We start from the raw sequence: 15,291 nt of genomic DNA, 5'->3' as shown, positions 1-15,291 counted from the left end.
GTCGTGCGCCGTCGGTCGTGCGTCGTCGGTCGTGCGCCGTGCCGGCCCGGGCCGCGGTCCCGCCCCCTCCGCGGGGCCGTGGCACCGGAATCGCCGTACGACCCCGTTCAGCTGGCGTGGTTGTCGTTCATGAAAGCCCCCCGGCTTCTCGTCCTCGCGGCGGCGCCCCCGCGCCTCCGCGTCCTCCATGTCGGTCTGCGAGACGGCATGGATCCCCCCAGGCCCCCTGCGTTTTCGGTTGGTTGCCCGCTTCGTCAGAGCAGCGGCACCGGCTCGGGCGAGCCGGGCTGCCAGGCCGTCAGCGGGGTGAAGCCGCGGTGGCCGCACTCGCCGAAGACCGTGACGGGCCCGCCGCCCGAGAGGGCGGCCAGCTGCCACAGCCCGGACCGCGAGCGGCCCTGCGGCAGCGTCACCGGCAGTGCGGACGTCCCCTGCGCGTCCGCCAGCTGCCAGGCCGCCTCGCCCCCTTCGCCCGGTACCGGGACGACGGGGCCGAGGACCACCGGCCAGGACTCCAGCCACGGGTCCTCCCGCAGCGCGGCCCCGTAGGCCTCCAGGGCCTCGCCGGTGCCCACCCCGGGCGGAGTGTGGGCGGCCGGCACCGCGGCCGCGGTACGGTCCCCCAACTCCGCCCGCAGCCCCGCCGACCCGGGCCGGAAGCGGGCTTCCGCCTCCAGCACCAGCCCGACGGGCAGTGCCAGCCCCGGCGGCCGCCCCGGCGGACCGAAGTCCAGGACCAGCGCCGGGCGTCCGCTCCCCAGCCCGCGCAGCCATATCCGGCGGGTGGTGAGCCGGCCGTCCGGGGACACCGAGTCGTACTGGGCCAGCACGAGCCAGCGGTCCCGGACGGTCTCGCCCTCCGCCGGAGACGGCAGCCCCACCCGGCTCCGGACGGTCGCGGCCAGCGGCTCCGGCAGCCCGGACACCCCCAGCCAGGCCCTGTCCAGCAGGTGCAGCAGCGCGAACTCCTCAAGCATCCGGGCGGGCCAGCCGGGGCCGCAACCGGGTATTGCCCCCAACTCCCTTGCCCGCGCGGCCAGTCCCGGTGCCTGGGCGTCGACCATGCGGGCCGCGACCTCCTCCCAGGGGGCGTAGCCGGCCTGCTGCTGCCCGGTCATCCCGCCGCGCAGCAGGTCCACCAGCCGCTGCTCCAGCTCGGTGACCCCCGCGCCGATCCGCTCGGCCCGCCGCTCCGCCCGCTTGCGGGCCGCCTCCGCGTCCACCGGACCGACCGCCGGACGCGCCGCCTTCGCCGCGCGCCCCGCGAGCCATTCCCCCGCCCAGTCCGGTGCCTCGGCCGGATCGCCGAACCCCTCCGCCGCCCACAGCAGCAGCAGCCCCAGCGCGTGCTTGCACGGGAACTTCCGGCTCGGGCAGGAGCACGTGTACGCGGGCCCCGTCAGGTCGACGACCGTCCGGTACGGCGTACTGCCGCTGCCCTTGCACGACCCCCACACCGCACCGGAAGCGGAACTTCCGGTCTGTGACCACGGACCCGCCCCGCCCAGCCTGCCCCCCGCCTTGCGCGACGCGTCGTCAGGAGCCAGAGCCAGTACCTGTTCCGCCGTCCAGCGGACCCCCTGCTCAGTCATGGGAACCACCGTAGAGACCCCCACTGACAATCGCCCTGACCTGCAACGACGCCCGGAACAAAGGGCGTTGTCAGTGGGGGTCCCTACGGTGGTTCCAGCAGTCGGGAGCGGCTGCCGAGCATTGGAGGGGGACCATGACCACGCCCGAGAGCAGCACCGGCACCGAGGCACTGCGACCGCACGCCGAAGACGCCTTCGCGCACGAACTGAAAGCCCTCGCCGCCCAGGACGACCGGCCCCGCCCGGCCCGCTGGAAGCTCTCCCCGTGGGCCGTGGCCACCTACCTCCAGGGCGGCACGCTCGCCGACGGGACCGTCATCACGCCCAAGTACGTCGGACCGCGCCGGATCGTCGAGGTCGCCGTCACCACCCTCGCCACCGACCGCGCCCTCCTCCTGCTCGGCGTCCCCGGCACCGCCAAGACCTGGGTGTCCGAGCACCTCGCCGCCGCCGTCAGCGGAAACTCCACCCTCCTCGTCCAGGGCACGGCCGGCACCCCCGAGGAAGCCATCCGCTACGGCTGGAACTACGCCCGCCTCCTCGCCCACGGCCCGAGCCGCGAAGCCCTCGTCCCCAGCCCCGTCATGCGGGCCATGGCCGAGGGCATGACCGCCCGGGTCGAGGAGCTGACCCGCATCCCGGCCGACGTACAGGACACGCTCATCACCGTCCTGTCCGAGAAGACCCTCCCGATACCGGAGCTCGGCGAGGAGGTGCAGGCCGTGCGCGGCTTCAACCTCATCGCCACCGCCAACGACCGCGACCGCGGGGTCAACGAGCTCTCCAGCGCCCTGCGCCGCCGCTTCAACACCGTGGTCCTGCCGCTGCCCGCCACCGCCGACGCCGAGGTCGACATCGTCGCCCGCCGCGTCGACCAGATGGGCCGCGCCCTGGACCTGCCCGCCGCGCCCGAGGGACTGGAGGAGATCCGCCGGGTCGTCACCGTCTTCCGGGAGCTGCGCGCCGGCGTCACCGACGACGGCCGCACCAAGGTCAAGTCGCCCAGCGGCACCCTGTCCACCGCCGAGGCCATCTCCGTGGTCACCGGCGGACTGGCCCTCGCCGCGCACTTCGGGGACGGCGTCCTGCGCCCCTCCGACGTGGCCGCCGGGATCCTCGGGGCCGTCGTCCGCGACCCGGCCGCCGACCGCGTCGTCTGGCAGGAGTACCTGGAGGCCGTCGTCCGCGAGCGGGACGGCTGGAAGGACTTCTACCGCGCCTGCCGGGAGGTGACGGCATGAGCCCGGCGGCCGCGGGACCGCTGCTGCTGGGCGTCCGCCACCACGGGCCCGGCTCGGCCCGCGCGGTGCGGGCCGCGCTGGACCGGGCGCAGCCGCGGGCCGTGCTGATCGAGGGGCCGCCCGAGGGGGACGCGCTGCTCGCGCTCGCCGCCGAGCCCGGGATGCGCCCGCCCGTCGCCCTGCTCGCGCACGCGGCGGACGACCCCGGCAAGGCCGCGTTCTGGCCGCTGGCCGCCTTCTCCCCGGAGTGGGTCGCCATCCGCTGGGCACAGGCCCGGGACGTGCCGGTGCGCTTCATCGACCTGCCGGCGGCCCATGCGCTGGCCGCGCCCGGGGAGGAGGAGCCGGGCGCCCCCGAGGCCGGCGACGTGCGGATCGATCCGCTCGCCGTGCTCGCGGAGACCGCCGGGTACGAGGACCCCGAGCACTGGTGGGAGGACGTGGTCGAGCACCGGGGCACGGGTGAGGTGCGGGACCCGCTGGCCGTCTTCGAGGCCCTGGCGGAGGCCATGGGCGCCTTGCGCGAGACCTACGGCGACGGCGGCCACGCCCGCGACCTGGTCCGCGAGGCGCACATGCGGCAGCGGATGCGGGCGGCCCGCAGGGAGTTCGGCGAGGACTACGCCGTGGTGTGCGGGGCCTGGCACGTCCCGGCGCTGCGCGCCGGGTCCACGGTGGCGGCGGACAAGGCGCTGCTCACCGGGCTGCCCAAGGTGAAGGTGGAGACCACCTGGGTGCCGTGGAGCCACCGCAGGCTCGCCCGGGCCGGCGGATACGGCGCGGGCGTCACCTCGCCCGGGTGGTACGCGCACCTGTTCGCGGCCCGCGACCGGCCCGTCGAGCGGTGGCTGACCAAGGTCGCCGGGCTGCTGCGGGAGGAGGACCGGCAGGTCTCCTCGGCCCATGTGATCGAGGCGGTCCGGCTGGCGGAGACGCTGGCCGCCGTGCGGGGCCGCCCGCTGCCCGGCCTCACGGAGACCCTGGAAGCGGTCCGGGCCGTGATGTGCGACGGCTCCGGGATACCGCTCGCGCTGGTCGAGGACCGGCTCGTCGTCGGGGACGTACTCGGCGAGGTCCCCGACGCGGCGCCCGTCGTACCGCTCCAGCGGGACCTGACGCGCCGGCAGCGCACCCTGCGGCTCAAGGCCGAGGCGCAGCGGCGCGAGCTGGAGCTGGACCTGCGCAAGGACTCCGACGCGGCCAAGTCCCTGCTGCTGCACCGGCTGCGGCTGCTCGGGATCGACTGGGGGACGCCGACGGCCTCCCGGAGCGGCACGGGCACGTTCCGGGAGACCTGGCGGCTGTGCTGGGAGCCGGAGCTGTCGGTGCGGGTCGCCGAGGCCGGCATCTGGGGCACCACCGTGCTGGGGGCCGCCACCGCCAAGGCGGAGGCCGACGCGGCGGCCGCCGAGGAGCTGGGGGAGGTCACCGCGCTGGCCGAGCGGTGCCTGCTGGCGGGGCTCTCGGAAGCCCTGCCCGCGGTGCTGCGGGCACTCGCCGACCGGGCCGCGCTGGACACGGACGTGGCCCGGCTCGCCAAGGCGCTGCCCGCGCTGGCGCGTTCGCTGCGGTACGGGGACGTACGGGGTACGGACGCGGCGGCGCTCGGCACGGTCGCGGCCGGGCTGGCGGAGCGGATCTGCGTGGCCCTGCCGCCGGCCTGCGCGGCCGGGCTCGACGCCGACGGGGCGGCGGAGCTGCGGGGCCACGTCGACGGGGTGCACGGGGCGGTCGGCCTGCTGGCCGACGCGGACCCGGGGCTTCGGGAGCGCTGGTCGGCGGTGCTGCGGACGCTGGCCGGGCGGGACACCGTGCCCGGGCGGATACGCGGGCGGGCCGCGCGGCTGCTGCTGGACGACGGCCGGCTCCCGGCCGGTGAGACGGCGCGGCTGATGGGGCTCGCGCTGTCCCCGGCGGCCTCCCCGGCCGACGCGGCGGGCTGGATCGAGGGGTTCGCCGGGGGTTCCGGCGGCGGGACGCTGCTGGTCCACGACGAGCGGCTGCTGGGTCTGATCGACGCCTGGCTGGTGTCGGTGCCGGAGGGCGCCTTCATCGACGTACTGCCGCTGCTGCGGCGCACGTTCGGGGGGTACGAGCCGGGCGTGAAGCGGACCCTGGGCGAGCTGGCCCGGCGCGTCCCGGGCGCCCGCGCGGCATCCACCACCGCCCCGCCGGGCTTCGCCCCGGACCTGGACCCGGCCCGCGCGGACGCGATGGCCGAACTGGCCCGGCTGCTCCTCAGGGCGGCCTGACGCAGAGGGGATCCGGGCGCAGCCCGGGAACGGGAACGGGCGAAGGGCGGGGAGGGGCAAGCCCCGCGCAGCGGTACACGCGGAACGAGAGGGGATCGGCAGATGACGGAGAGCGGCACGGAAACCGCCGGAGACGAGCGGTTGCGGCGGTGGCGGCTGGTGCTCGGCGGTGAGGCCGACGGGACGGGCCGTGCGCTCGGCGGGCGGGACGCGGCGATGGACGGGGTGCTCGGGGCGCTCTACGGCGGCGGGAGGGGGCAGGGGGAGCGGTCCGCCGGGCTCGGGGGGTCCGCGCCGCGCGTCGCGCGCTGGCTCGGGGACGTCCGTACGTACTTCCCGGGCCCGGTGGTCCAGGTCATGCAGCGGGACGCCATCGAGCGGCTCGGCCTGTCCGCGCTCCTGCTGGAGCCGGAGATGCTGGAGGCGGTCGAGCCGGACGTCCACCTGGTCGGCACCCTGCTGTCGCTGAACAAGGCCATGCCCGACACGACCAGGGAGACGGCGCGGGCCGTGGTCCGCAAGGTGGTCGAGCAGCTGGAGCGGCGGCTCGCGGCGCGCACCCGGGCCACCCTGACGGGGGCGCTGGACCGTTCCGCGCGGGTCAGCCGTCCCCGCCACCACGACATCGACTGGGACCGGACCATCCGGGCGAACCTGAAGAACTACCTCCCCGAGCACCGGACCGTCGTCCCCGAGCGGCTCGTCGGCTACGGCCGGGCCTCGCGGGCGGTGAAGAAGGAGGTGGTCCTCTGCATCGACCAGTCGGGCTCGATGGCGGCCTCGGTCGTCTACGCCTCCGTCTTCGGGGCGGTCCTCGCCTCCATGCGGTCGATCGCCACCCGGCTGGTCGTCTTCGACACGGCGGTCGTCGACCTGACCGATCAGCTCGACGACCCGGTCGACGTCCTGTTCGGCACCCAGCTGGGCGGCGGCACCGACATCAACCGGGCCCTGGCCTACTGCCAGTCCAAGATCACCCGACCGGCCGACACGGTCGTCGTCCTGATCAGCGATCTCTACGAGGGGGGGATCCGCGACGAGATGCTGGGGCGGGTGGCCGCGATGAAGGGGGCCGGGGTGGAGTTCGTGACCCTGCTGGCCCTGTCCGACGAGGGGGCTCCGGCCTACGACCGCGAGCACGCCGCGGCCCTGGCCGCGCTGGGCGCGCCCGCCTTCGCCTGCACCCCGGACCTGTTCCCGGAGGTGATGGCGGCCGCGCTGGAGAAGCGCCCCCTGCCGGTCCCCTGACGGGCGCGCCATCGGCGGATCACACGAAGACGCAGTTCAACCGTGAGGCGATCTGTGACAGGTATCACCGCTCAGGTGTGATCTGCGATTTAGGGACCTACGTCCAGCGGGGATAACCTGCGAGACGGACATGCCGCGTCCACGGTCACCGTGTGCGCCTTCCTAGTGACAGCGCCGTCACGTTGCCCTCCGCGGCACGCCCACGCAGATAGCAGACAACCGCGAATCACTGCGAATCTTTAAAGACAAGGGACGGACGCGCGTGGACCTGTTCGAGTACCAGGCGAGGGACCTCTTCGCCAAGCACGGTGTACCGGTGCTGGCCGGTGAAGTCATCGACACGCCTGAGGCGGCTCGCGAGGCCACCGAGAAGCTGGGCGGCAAGTCGGTCGTCAAGGCCCAGGTGAAGGTCGGCGGCCGCGGCAAGGCCGGTGGCGTGAAGCTCGCCGCCACCCCGGACGAGGCCGTCGCCCGCGCGACGGACATCCTCGGCATGGACATCAAGGGCCACACGGTCCACAAGGTGATGATCGCCGAGACCGCGCCGGAGATCCTGGAGGAGTACTACGTCTCCTACCTCCTCGACCGCACCAACCGCACCTTCCTGGCCATGGCCTCGGTCGCCGGCGGCATGGACATCGAGCAGGTCGCCGAGGAGACCCCGGAGAAGCTCGCCAAGGTCCCGGTGAACGCCAACGAGGGCGTGACCATCGAGAAGGCCCGCGAGATCGTCGCCCTGGCGAAGTTCCCGGCCGAGGTCGCCGAGCAGGTCGCCGAGGTCCTCGTGACCCTGTGGCAGACCTTCATCGCCGAGGACGCGCTCCTCGTCGAGGTCAACCCGCTCGCGAAGGTCGCCTCCGGTGAGGTCATCGCGCTCGACGGCAAGGTCTCGCTCGACGAGAACGCCGAGTTCCGCCAGCCGTCCCACGAGGAGTTCGTGGACCACGCCGCCGCGAACCCGCTCGAGGCCGCCGCCAAGGAGAAGGGCCTCAACTACGTCAAGCTCGACGGCGAGGTCGGCATCATCGGCAACGGCGCGGGTCTCGTCATGAGCACCCTGGACGTCGTCGCGTACGCCGGTGAGAACCACGGTGGCGTCAAGCCCGCCAACTTCCTCGACATCGGCGGTGGCGCCTCCGCCGCCGTCATGGCCAACGGCCTCGAGATCATCCTCGGCGACCCGGACGTCAAGTCCGTGTTCGTCAACGTCTTCGGTGGCATCACCGCGTGTGACGAGGTCGCCAACGGCATCGTCCAGGCGCTGCAGCTGCTCGAGGACCGGGGCGAGGCGGTCACCAAGCCGCTGGTCGTCCGCCTCGACGGCAACAACGCCGAGCTGGGTCGCAAGATCCTCTCGGACGCCAACCACCCGCTGGTGCAGCGCGTGGACACCATGGACGGCGCGGCCGACAAGGCCGCCGAGCTCGCGGCTGCGAAGTAAGGGCAGAGGTCACAGACTCACATGGCTATCTTCCTCAACAAGGACAGCAAGGTCATCGTCCAGGGCATGACCGGTGCCACGGGCATGAAGCACACCAAGCTGATGCTGGCTGACGGCACCAACATCGTCGGCGGCGTGAACCCGCGCAAGGCCGGCACGAGCGTCGACTTCGACGGCACCGACGTCCCGGTCTTCGGCTCCGTCGCCGAGGCGATGGAGAAGACGGGCGCCAACGTCTCCGTCCTCTTCGTCCCGCCGGCCTTCGCCAAGGCCGCCGTCGTCGAGGCCATCGACGCCGAGATCCCGCTGGCCGTCGTCATCACCGAGGGCATCGCGGTGCACGACTCCGCCGCCTTCTGGGCGTACGCGACCGCCAAGGGCAACAAGACCCGCATCATCGGCCCGAACTGCCCGGGTCTGATCACCCCCGGCCAGTCCAACGCCGGCATCATCCCGGGCGACATCACCAAGCCCGGCAAGATCGGTCTCGTGTCCAAGTCCGGCACGCTGACCTACCAGATGATGTACGAGCTGCGCGACATCGGCTTCACCTCCGCCGTCGGCATCGGTGGCGACCCGGTCATCGGCACCACGCACATCGACGCCCTGGAGGCCTTCGAGGCCGACCCGGAGACCGAGCTCATCGTCATGATCGGTGAGATCGGCGGCGACGCCGAGGAGCGTGCGGCGGACTTCATCGCGAAGAACGTCACCAAGCCGGTCGTCGGCTACGTCGCGGGCTTCACCGCCCCCGAGGGCAAGACCATGGGCCACGCCGGCGCCATCGTCTCCGGCTCTTCCGGCACCGCACAGGCCAAGAAGGAGGCCCTCGAGGCCGCCGGCGTCAAGGTCGGCAAGACGCCGACCGAGACGGCCAAGCTGGCGCGCGAGATCCTGGAAGCCGCGAAGTAAGCGGTCTCCGTACGGACGTACGGCTGTAAGGGCGTGGCCCGCACCCTCCGGGGTGCGGGCCACGCCCTTTTCTCATTCGAGCCGCGGGTGGAGCCGGTGGGGGCCGGCGGCCGGGTCGGCGCGGAGCTTGTCCTGGAGGAACCGGCTCGTCTCGGTGAGCCTCGGGGGGCCGCTCAGCGGCGGGACCCCGGAGACGCTCGCGCCGGGGGCGATCGGCGGCTCGTAGTGGTCCGGGGCGGTGACGGTGGTGTACCCCGTCGAGGCGGCGATCACCGCGGTCAGGACGAGCGCGGCCCGCGCCAGCCGCCGGGCCCGGCGCTCGCTGACGGTGCGGACGGTGGCCGCCGGGCGCGGCTCCAGGGACACGGCGGGCCGCACCGCGCCGAGCCGTTCGCGCAGCACGGCCGACCGTTGTCCGGGCGCCGCGTCCGCCGGGAGGGGGATCCGGCGGGCGAGTTCGGCGTGCGCGCGCAGCAGGCGGTGCCCGGTGGCCGGAGTGCTGGCCTCGGTCTCGGCGGCGGTGTCGGGCAGGTCGAGGCCGACGCCGTCGTAGAGCAGCACGGTCCGGCGGTGTACGGGCGGCAGCGCGAGGAGGGCGTCCAGCAGGATCCGGTCGGCGGGGTCGGCGGGGGGCTTGTCGGGGTGGCGGTGGGCCCGGCGGAACCGGTGCCAGGGGGAGAGGGCGTACTCGTGCGCGGCCGAGCGCACCCAGCCGACGGGGTCCCGGTCGGTGGCCACCTCGGGCCAGCGTCCCCAGGCCTGGCGGAACGCCACCTCGACGGAGTGCAGGGCGAGGGCGCGGCGGCCGGTGAGCAGGTAGGCCTGGCGGACGAGCGCGGCCGCGGCGTGGTCGTAGAGGGCGTCGAAGGCCTCGACGGGGTCCCGCGGGGGTCTCGGGCGGGGCCCGTACGGCGGCCCCGGCCGGGTGGTGCGGCCGGTGGGGGCGGGCTCCCCCCGCGCGGGGTCCGGCTGGGCGGGGCCGATCTGCTGAAACGGTTCTTCAGGGGTGGGGGCCGGTTCGGCGGCCGGTTCGCCGGCGGAGGGCGCGGGCGGCGGCGGGGCCGGCTCCGCCGGGGTGGGGTGCTCGGGTCTGGGATCCGCGCCGCCGGGGACGGTGCCCGGCGCGGCCGGGGCTCCGGGGGCCGGGGCGGCGGGCAGGGCGGCCGTGGCGGCGGGCGCCGGGTCGGGGGAGCGCTGGAGGGAGGCCGGTTCGCCCGGGGCCGGGGCCGGGGCCGGGGCCGGGGCCGGGTGGGGCCAGTGTGCCGCCTGGGGCGGGTGGGCCGACGGCCTCGGGGCGCGGTCGGCGGCGGTCCGGGGCCGGTGGGTGGGCGGGCCCGCCGCCGCGGGCCGTACCGGGGCGGCCCCGGCGGCCGCGAGCCGGTCCAGGAGGGCCGCGTACGCCACGCGCGTGCGCCCGCGAGGCTCGGTGCGGCCGCACTCCCAGGAGCGGACGGTGGTCGCGGTGACGCCGACCTCCGCCGCGGCCTCCTCGTACGTCAGCCCGCCCGACTCGCGCAGCCACCGGCGCTCCTTGGGGGACGGGAGGCCCAGCTCCGAGCCGGAGGACGCTTCGACGTCTTGTGTCATGCCACTCTCCCCGCGACACGGCTGCTCTGGGCAATAAAGTACATAAACGTATCTTGAACGACACCACGGACAATCGGTCGTTACCCGGACATAGCGCGTGTCGAGGGCACCATGGCGGAGTGACCGAAGTGACCGAACGCGGGACCCCGTTGCCGACGGCCCCGCGGGCCGCCGCGCGGCGCCGTTCACCGGCGGCCGCCGCCTGCGTACTGGGCGGCGCCGTGGCCGCCGGACTGGGGCTCGGCTTCCTCGCCGTGCTCGTGATCGTGCTGTGGATCAGCTCCCCCTACCCCGACAGCGGCCCGGGCGGCGCGCTGCACCTCGCCGCCGGGCTGTGGCTGATGGCCCACGGCACCGAACTCGTCCGCTACGAGACCCTCTCCGGGGTGCCCGCACCCGTCGGCCTGGTCCCGCTGCTGCTCGTGGCCCTGCCCGTGCTGCTCGTGCGGCGCGCGGCCCGGCTGGGCAGCGCCTCGGGGGACGCCGCCGGGGCGGAGGGGGACGAGGTGCTGCCGGCCGGTGCCGTGTTCTCCGCCGTGACCTGCGGCTACCTGACGGTCGGTGCGTTCGCCACGGTGTACGCGGCCGGCGGGCCGATGCCGGCGGACCCGCTCAGCGCGGCCTGGCACGTGCCGCTGGTGGCCGTGCTCGCCGCCGCCGGCGGGGTCTGGGCGGCCAAGGGCAAGCCGCTGGGGCCCCTGCCGGAGTGGGTTCCGGAGAGCGTGCGCCGGGCCGTGGCCCGCCCCCGGTACGGGCTGGCGCTGCGCTCCGGCGCGGCCGGGGTGCTCGTCCTGCTGGGCGGCGGTGCCCTGCTCGTCGGAGCCTCCCTGGTCTGGCACGGGGCGGAGGTGCAGAACTCCTTCCTGGCCCTGACCGGGGTGTGGTCGGGGCGGTTCGCGGTGCTGCTCCTCGCGGTGGCGCTGATCCCGAACGCCATGGTGTGGGGCGCGGCGTACGGGCTCGGGCCCGGGTTCGCGCTCGGCGCCGGGTCGGTGGCGACCCCGCTCGGGCTGGAGGGGGCGGCGGCACTGCCGAGGTTCCCCCTGCTGGCGGCGCTGCCGGCGCCGGGGCCGGGGACTCCGCTGACGTGGGCGGCGCTGGGGGTGCCGGTGGCGGCGGGGCTGACGGTGGGGTGGTTCGCGGTGAGGCGGGCGCGAGAGGTCTCGTACGGGGAGACCGCGCTGACGGCCGCACTGGGCGCGGGGGTGTGCGGACTCGGGATGGCTGGCCTCGCGGCGGCCTCGGCGGGGCCGCTGGGGTCGCGGGTGCTGGCGGGCGTCGGGCCGGTGTGGTGGGCGGTGGGGGGTGCGGCGGCGGGGTGGACGCTGGTGCTGGCCGTGCCGTTGGCGGTGGGGGTGCAGGTGTGGCGGACCCGGCCCGTGCGCTCCGCGGGGAGTGGGGTGGAGGGGGATGCGTGGCACGACTCGGGGGTGCGGGAGCTTCGGTGGGAGGCGTTGCGGAGGGCGGCGGAGCCGTTGGTCGTCTCCGCGGGGGAGGTCGCGGGCCCCGGCCCGGGCCATGCGGCTCCGCCGGTGGAGGTCGTGCCGCCGGTGGTGGCTGCGCCGGTGGTTCCGGTTCCTGCGGAGCCGTTGCTGCCGGCGGGGGTGGTGGGCGCGCGGGTGCTGGCGCGGCGGCGGCCGTCCGACTGAACCCTGGCCGGGGTGGGGCGGGCCCTGCGGGGCCGGTCCCCTACCCGCCCTTCGCCCGTTCCCCGGGCGCTGCCCGGACCCGCGCCTCAAACGCCGGCGGGGCTGAGGGCCCAGGGGCTGCGCTCCGGGCCGCTGGGGGCTGCGTCCCCGGGCTCCCGCGTCTCAGGCGTCGGCGGGGCTGAGGATCCAGGGGGCGTGGCCCCGGACCCGCGCCTCAAGCGCCGGCGGGGCTTGAAGATCCAGGGTCGTGGCCCCGGAGCCGCGTCTCAAGCGCCGGTGGGATCGGCCGGGGTCAGCGTTGGACCTTGAGGATCTTGCCCACCATGTTGTCCGGGAGGAGGGTGTTGCATTCCAGTTCCGCCGTGCGGGTCAGGGCGTCGTCGCGGCAGATGTAGAAGTCCTTGTACGCCAGCTGCAGTGCGTACGAGCTGGCCGCCAGCAGCAGTGCCAGTGAGGCCGTGACCAGCCCGCTCACCGCCGCCGCGCGCTGCGGGCGGGCCGCCGGGCCGAGGGCGGACAGGCCGCCGGGGGCCGAGTCGGTCGCCGGGCGGCCGCGCAGGGCGCTGATGCCCCAGTACATGGCCAGCGCACCCAGCAGCAGCCCCACCGAGGGGATCCCGAAGATGCCGAAGAAGAAGCCCCACATGCCCGCGAGGAGCGCGTAGCGGGCGCGTCGCTGGACCGGGTCCGTGGGGTCCCACCGGGCCGGGCCGCCCTCGCCGGGTTCCGTGGGGCCGCCGCCCGGACCGCCGCCGTCCTGCGGCCGCTGCGGCTGCCGGGGCTGCCACGGCTGGTCGGGCCGGCCCTCCGGCGGCGCCGCGAAGGGGTTGTCGTCGGTCGGGGGGTCGGGCTGGCGGCGGTCCGGCATCGAGTGTGTGACTTCCCCTGTGTCGTGGGCGGTGCGCGCCCCGCGTACGAGGGCGCGTTCCGCGTCGTTCGCGGCTTGTACGCCAGACGCTACCGCCCGCCCGTCCCCCCGTCCCTCGGGGGCGGTCCGGTGTGCCGGTATCGTTGCAGGCGGTCGGTGGCTTCGTATGGTTCCCCGTATATCGGTACCCCGAAGTTTCGTATGACCGCACAAGACGAACGTCGCAAATCCTGTGAGAAAGGGCCTCACATGGCCGCCTCCCGCCTGGTCGTGCTGGTTTCCGGCTCCGGCACCAACCTCCAGGCCCTGCTCGACGCCATCGAGGCCCACCCCGGCGGAGCCGAGGGTTTCGGGGCCGAGGTCGTCGCCGTCGGCGCCGACCGCGACAACATCGCCGGTCTGGAGCGGGCCGAGAAGGCGGGCATCCCCACCTTCGTGTGTCCGGTGAAGGCCTACGGCAGCCGTGAGGAGTGGGACGCCGCGCTCACCGAGGCGACCGACGCCCACGCACCCGACCTCGTCGTCTCCGCCGGGTTCATGAAGATCGTCGGGAAGAGCTTCATCGACCGCTTCGGCGGCCGGTTCGTCAACACCCACCCCGCCCTCCTCCCGGCCTTCCCCGGCGCGCACGGGGTGCGCGACGCCCTCGCGTACGGCGCGAAGGTCACCGGCTGCACGGTCCACTTCGTGGACAGCGGCGTGGACACCGGTCCGATCATCGCCCAGGGTGTCGTGGAGATCCGGGACGGGGAGGACGAAGCCGCGCTCCATGAGCGCATCAAGGAAGTCGAGCGCCAGCTGCTCGTCGACGTCGTGGGGCGCCTGGCCCGGCACGGCTACCGCATTGAGGGACGAAAGGTAACAATCCAGTGACCGCCAACGAAACGACGACGGCTACGACCCAGCGGCCGATCCGCCGCGCGCTCGTGAGTGTCTACGACAAGACGGGACTGGAAGAGCTGGCCCGCGGCCTGCACGAGGCGGGCGTCGCGCTCGTCTCCACGGGCTCCACCGCGTCGAAGATCGCCGCCGCCGGGGTGCCCGTCACCAAGGTCGAGGAGCTCACCGGCTTCCCCGAGTGCCTCGACGGCCGCGTCAAGACCCTCCACCCCCGCGTGCACGCCGGCATCCTCGCCGACCTGCGCCTGGAGGACCACCAGCGCCAGCTCGCCGAGCTGGGCGTGGAGCCCTTCGACCTGGTGATCGTCAACCTCTACCCGTTCCGGGAGACCGTCGCCTCCGGCGCCACCCCCGACGAGTGCGTCGAGCAGATCGACATCGGCGGCCCCTCGATGGTCCGCGCCGCCGCCAAGAACCACCCCTCGGTCGCGGTCGTCACCAGCCCCGCCCGCTACGCCGACGTCCTCGCGGCCGCCCAGGGCGGCGGCTTCGACCTGAGCGCCCGCAAGCGGCTCGCGGCCGAGGCCTTCCAGCACACCGCCGCCTACGACGTGGCCGTGGCCTCCTGGTTCGCCGCCGACTACGCCGCCGCGGACGACTCCGGCTTCCCCGACTTCCTGGGCGCGACGTACGTGCGCAACAACGTGCTGCGCTACGGCGAGAACCCGCACCAGGGCGCCGCGCTCTACGTCGACGGCACCGGCGGCCTGGCCGAGGCGGAGCAGCTGCACGGCAAGGAGATGTCGTACAACAACTACACGGACACCGACGCCGCGCGCCGGGCCGCGTACGACCACGCCGACCCCTGCGTCGCGATCATCAAGCACGCCAACCCGTGCGGCATCGCGACCGGTGCCGACGTCGCCGAGGCACACCGCAAGGCGCACGCCTGCGACCCGCTCTCCGCGTTCGGCGGCGTCATCGCCGTCAACCGCCCGGTGACGGTGGAGCTGGCCGAGCAGGTCGCGGAGATCTTCACCGAGGTCATCGTGGCCCCGGCGTACGAGGACGGCGCCGTCGAGGTGCTGGCCCGCAAGAAGAACATCCGCGTGCTGCGCGCCGAGGGCGCCCCGGCCAACCCGGTCGAGGTCAAGCCGATCGACGGCGGTGCGCTGCTCCAGGTCACCGACCGCCTCCAGGCCGAGGGCGACGACCCGGCGAACTGGACGCTGGCCACCGGCGAGGCGCTGTCCGCCGAGGAGCTGGCCGAGCTCGCCTTCGCGTGGAAGGCCTGCCGCGCCGTCAAGTCCAACGCGATCCTGCTCGCCAAGGACGGCGCCTCGGTCGGCGTCGGCATGGGTCAGGTCAACCGCGTCGACTCGGCGAAGCTCGCCGTCGAGCGGGCGGGCGCCGAGCGCGCGCAGGGCTCGTACGCGGCCTCGGACGCGTTCTTCCCCTTCCCGGACGGGCTGGAGATCCTGACCGCCGCCGGTGTCAAGGCCGTGGTCCAGCCGGGTGGTTCGGTCCGCGACGAGCAGGTCGTCGAGGCGGCGAAGAAGGCCGGCGTGACGATGTACTTCACCGGTACCCGCCACTTCTTCCACTGAGCGCCCCGGTAGACGGCGAAGGCCGCGTCCCGCACTGCGGGACGCGGCCTTCGC

Annotated in this window: 11 protein-coding genes; 8 read left to right on the top strand and 3 right to left on the bottom strand. The window is 74.7% G+C overall.

Annotation, left to right across the window (positions count from 1 at the left end):
• Window positions 1-254: 254 nt before the first annotated feature.
• Window positions 255-1,592, bottom strand: coding sequence for an SWIM zinc finger family protein (locus ACZ7IF_RS11990; RefSeq protein ID WP_470967649.1), 1,338 nt, complete (start codon window positions 1,590-1,592; stop codon window positions 255-257).
• Between the two features lie 134 nt (window positions 1,593-1,726).
• Here ACZ7IF_RS11990 and ACZ7IF_RS11985 point away from each other — a divergent pair, with 134 nt between their 5' ends.
• The 5 genes from ACZ7IF_RS11985 to sucD all read left to right on the top strand — a co-directional run bounded on the left by ACZ7IF_RS11985 (window position 1,727) and on the right by sucD (window position 8,686).
• The gene (locus tag ACZ7IF_RS11985; protein ID WP_470967644.1) at window positions 1,727-2,833 is read left to right on the top strand and encodes an ATP-binding protein; all 1,107 of its coding nucleotides are present in this window, start codon (window positions 1,727-1,729) and stop codon (window positions 2,831-2,833) included.
• On the top strand, window positions 2,830-5,085 hold the full coding sequence (locus tag ACZ7IF_RS11980; RefSeq protein ID WP_470967639.1) for a DUF5682 family protein: 2,256 nt from the start codon (window positions 2,830-2,832) through the stop codon (window positions 5,083-5,085). The genes ACZ7IF_RS11985 and ACZ7IF_RS11980 overlap by 4 nt, the downstream gene beginning before the upstream one ends.
• A gap of 102 nt (window positions 5,086-5,187) precedes the next feature.
• Window positions 5,188-6,333, top strand: a complete 1,146-nt coding sequence (locus tag ACZ7IF_RS11975) for a VWA domain-containing protein (protein ID WP_470967635.1) — start codon at window positions 5,188-5,190, stop codon at window positions 6,331-6,333.
• Between the two features lie 262 nt (window positions 6,334-6,595).
• Window positions 6,596-7,774: an ADP-forming succinate--CoA ligase subunit beta gene (gene sucC, locus ACZ7IF_RS11970; RefSeq protein WP_470967631.1), complete on the top strand. Its 1,179-nt coding sequence runs from the start codon at window positions 6,596-6,598 to the stop codon at window positions 7,772-7,774.
• Window positions 7,775-7,795: 21 nt separating this feature from the next.
• Window positions 7,796-8,686, top strand: coding sequence for a succinate--CoA ligase subunit alpha (sucD, locus tag ACZ7IF_RS11965; RefSeq protein ID WP_470967628.1), 891 nt, complete (start codon window positions 7,796-7,798; stop codon window positions 8,684-8,686).
• Window positions 8,687-8,758: 72 nt separating this feature from the next.
• On the opposite strand, the gene ACZ7IF_RS11960 is transcribed toward sucD, so the two are convergent.
• Window positions 8,759-10,273 carry a helix-turn-helix domain-containing protein gene (locus ACZ7IF_RS11960; protein WP_470967624.1) on the bottom strand — a complete coding sequence of 505 codons (1,515 nt, stop codon included), beginning with the start codon at window positions 10,271-10,273 and terminating at the stop codon, window positions 8,759-8,761.
• 119 nt (window positions 10,274-10,392) lie between these two features.
• Here ACZ7IF_RS11960 and ACZ7IF_RS11955 point away from each other — a divergent pair, with 119 nt between their 5' ends.
• Window positions 10,393-11,922, top strand: coding sequence for a cell division protein PerM (locus tag ACZ7IF_RS11955; protein ID WP_470967620.1), 1,530 nt, complete (start codon window positions 10,393-10,395; stop codon window positions 11,920-11,922).
• A 292-nt stretch (window positions 11,923-12,214) separates the two neighbouring features.
• Here the strand turns inward: ACZ7IF_RS11955 and ACZ7IF_RS11950 are convergent, their stop codons facing one another.
• Window positions 12,215-12,790, bottom strand: a complete 576-nt coding sequence (locus ACZ7IF_RS11950; RefSeq protein ID WP_470967616.1) for a hypothetical protein — start codon at window positions 12,788-12,790, stop codon at window positions 12,215-12,217.
• A gap of 249 nt (window positions 12,791-13,039) precedes the next feature.
• On the opposite strand from ACZ7IF_RS11950, the gene purN reads away from it, so the two are divergent.
• Window positions 13,040-13,663: a phosphoribosylglycinamide formyltransferase gene (gene purN / locus ACZ7IF_RS11945; RefSeq protein WP_470967611.1), complete on the top strand. Its 624-nt coding sequence runs from the start codon at window positions 13,040-13,042 to the stop codon at window positions 13,661-13,663.
• Window positions 13,660-15,237 carry a bifunctional phosphoribosylaminoimidazolecarboxamide formyltransferase/IMP cyclohydrolase gene (gene purH / locus ACZ7IF_RS11940; protein WP_470967606.1) on the top strand — a complete coding sequence of 526 codons (1,578 nt, stop codon included), beginning with the start codon at window positions 13,660-13,662 and terminating at the stop codon, window positions 15,235-15,237. Before purN ends, purH begins: the two co-directional genes overlap by 4 nt.
• Window positions 15,238-15,291: the final 54 nt, after the last annotated feature.

Source organism: Streptomyces sp. NPDC037421, from assembly GCF_055602105.1.
The sequence above is the reverse complement of the archived record's forward strand: the minus strand, read 5'-3'. Positions and strand labels throughout refer to the sequence as shown.

What these genes read in the sequence shown, in the direction of transcription:
- ACZ7IF_RS11990 (WP_470967649.1), bottom strand. Translation starts at nt 1,592, where the DNA reads ATGACTGAGCAGGGGGTCCGCTGGACGGCGGAACAGGTACTGGCTCTG.
- ACZ7IF_RS11985 (WP_470967644.1), top strand. Translation starts at nt 1,727, where the DNA reads ATGACCACGCCCGAGAGCAGCACCGGCACCGAGGCACTGCGACCGCAC.
- ACZ7IF_RS11980 (WP_470967639.1), top strand. Translation starts at nt 2,830, where the DNA reads ATGAGCCCGGCGGCCGCGGGACCGCTGCTGCTGGGCGTCCGCCACCAC.
- ACZ7IF_RS11975 (WP_470967635.1), top strand. Translation starts at nt 5,188, where the DNA reads ATGACGGAGAGCGGCACGGAAACCGCCGGAGACGAGCGGTTGCGGCGG.
- sucD (WP_470967628.1), top strand. Translation starts at nt 7,796, where the DNA reads ATGGCTATCTTCCTCAACAAGGACAGCAAGGTCATCGTCCAGGGCATG.
- ACZ7IF_RS11960 (WP_470967624.1), bottom strand. Translation starts at nt 10,273, where the DNA reads ATGACACAAGACGTCGAAGCGTCCTCCGGCTCGGAGCTGGGCCTCCCG.
- ACZ7IF_RS11950 (WP_470967616.1), bottom strand. Translation starts at nt 12,790, where the DNA reads ATGCCGGACCGCCGCCAGCCCGACCCCCCGACCGACGACAACCCCTTC.
- purN (WP_470967611.1), top strand. Translation starts at nt 13,040, where the DNA reads ATGGCCGCCTCCCGCCTGGTCGTGCTGGTTTCCGGCTCCGGCACCAAC.